This is a genomic window from Streptomyces sp. NPDC046900 (genome assembly GCF_040644975.1).
Lineage (GTDB): Bacteria > Actinomycetota > Actinomycetes > Streptomycetales > Streptomycetaceae > Streptomyces.
The window spans coordinates 1-1393 of sequence record NZ_JBEYXD010000253.1 but is presented as its reverse complement, the minus strand read 5'-3'; the positions used below and the strand labels follow the sequence as shown (position 1 = coordinate 1393).

General features: G+C 70.1%; 1 protein-coding gene. It reads right to left on the bottom strand.

Annotation, left to right across the window (positions count from 1 at the left end; genetic code table 11):
* Positions 1-157: 157 nt before the first annotated feature.
* The gene (locus tag ABZ904_RS51280; protein ID WP_361006519.1) at positions 158-1258 is read right to left on the bottom strand and encodes an NUDIX domain-containing protein; all 1101 of its coding nucleotides are present in this window, start codon (positions 1256-1258) and stop codon (positions 158-160) included.
* Positions 1259-1393 lie beyond the last annotated feature (135 nt).

The following is a 1393-nucleotide window of genomic DNA, read 5'->3' as shown; positions in this document are numbered from 1 at the left end:
GAGGCCCTGTTCGTATGCATCCAACGCCCCGCGACCACCCAATCGAGACTCCCGTTCGACGCGCATCTCTCAAGATCGAAAAGACAACAGCTTCTCACGGCGATCCTGGTCATCTGCCTCTGCCGCCTTGGCGTATCGATCCGGAGCCCAGATTCCGTCACGCAGGACCGCCGAGCAGGGGTGCCTGTGGGTCGGTGAAAGGGATGAAGTGGGCTACGGGGTGGTCGATGGGCAGGCCGGAACGCCAGGCGGTCAGGACCTGCGCACTGCACTCGAACAGGTGGGGTGGCAGGGACTCCAGGGGCCAGTAGCGCCAGGCGCCCACGCTCTCGCCGTTCTGGTCAGCCGGCTCGCCGCTCCAGGCAGTGACGTGGGCGGCGATGGTGATGCGGACGACCTTCCCGACGTGGTCGTGGAGCGCGCCCAGCAGACGTACGTCGAAAGGGTGGGCCATCAGGCCGGTTTCCTCGCGCAGTTCGCGCACGACGGCCTCCTGCAACGACTCGCCCGGCTCTACGGTCCCGCCGGGCAGTTCCCAGGTGCCCAGGCGATGGCGTCCCAGCAGCAGGCCGCGCGGCCCATACAGGAGGGCGCCGACGCCGAGGGCCGCGTGCGGGGCGGGCGGCGTCGCAGTGCGCGGGCGGGAGGAGATGCGTGCGGGCCGCTTGACTTGGAAGAGCCGGTAGGAAGCGTGGTTGTTCTCCTCGGGCGCGTCAAGGGCGCTGATGTCCTCCACGTGTAGCCCGTACCGTTCGAGCAAGCCCTGCCACAACTTGGGGGTGAGCACCCACATCTGCACGGTCAGTTCCCCGCCGCCGGCCAGAGGCAGGATCTCCGGCCGCGGCGTGACGGCCGTGGCGGGGCCGTCGCCGCGGGAGTTGGTGTGCAGCACGCTGAAGCACAGCCTCCCCCCAGGCTTCACTGCCGCCGCCAGAGCAGGCAGCAGCCGGTTGGGGTCGAGGTAGGGGAAGGCGTGCAGGGAGTAGATCACGTCGTAGGGTGCGGCCGTGTGCAGGTACTCGACGGCATCGGCCGCCACCAATCGCAGGCCGGGCACGCTGGCGTAGCGGGCGCGGGCGCGTTCGATCTGGCTGGCCGAGGCGTCGACCGCATCCACCACAGCCCCATAGCGGCGTGCGAGGTGAGCCGCGTGCCGGCCCGGACCGCAGCCGAGATCCAACACGCGCCGGCCCGCCAGGTCGCCGAGGACGGCGTCTCCCGGCCCGGTGCCGCCCGGCCCCCAGTCGATCCGGTCCACCTCCGCTAGGGGGGTGCCGCGCTGGATGTGGTGCCTGCCATAACGACTTGGTGCGCGATTGAGGGTGGGGCGTGCTGGCCTGGAGGGTTGGCTGGTGGGTGATTACCGCATGGCTGTGCGGTCGGAGACCAGACC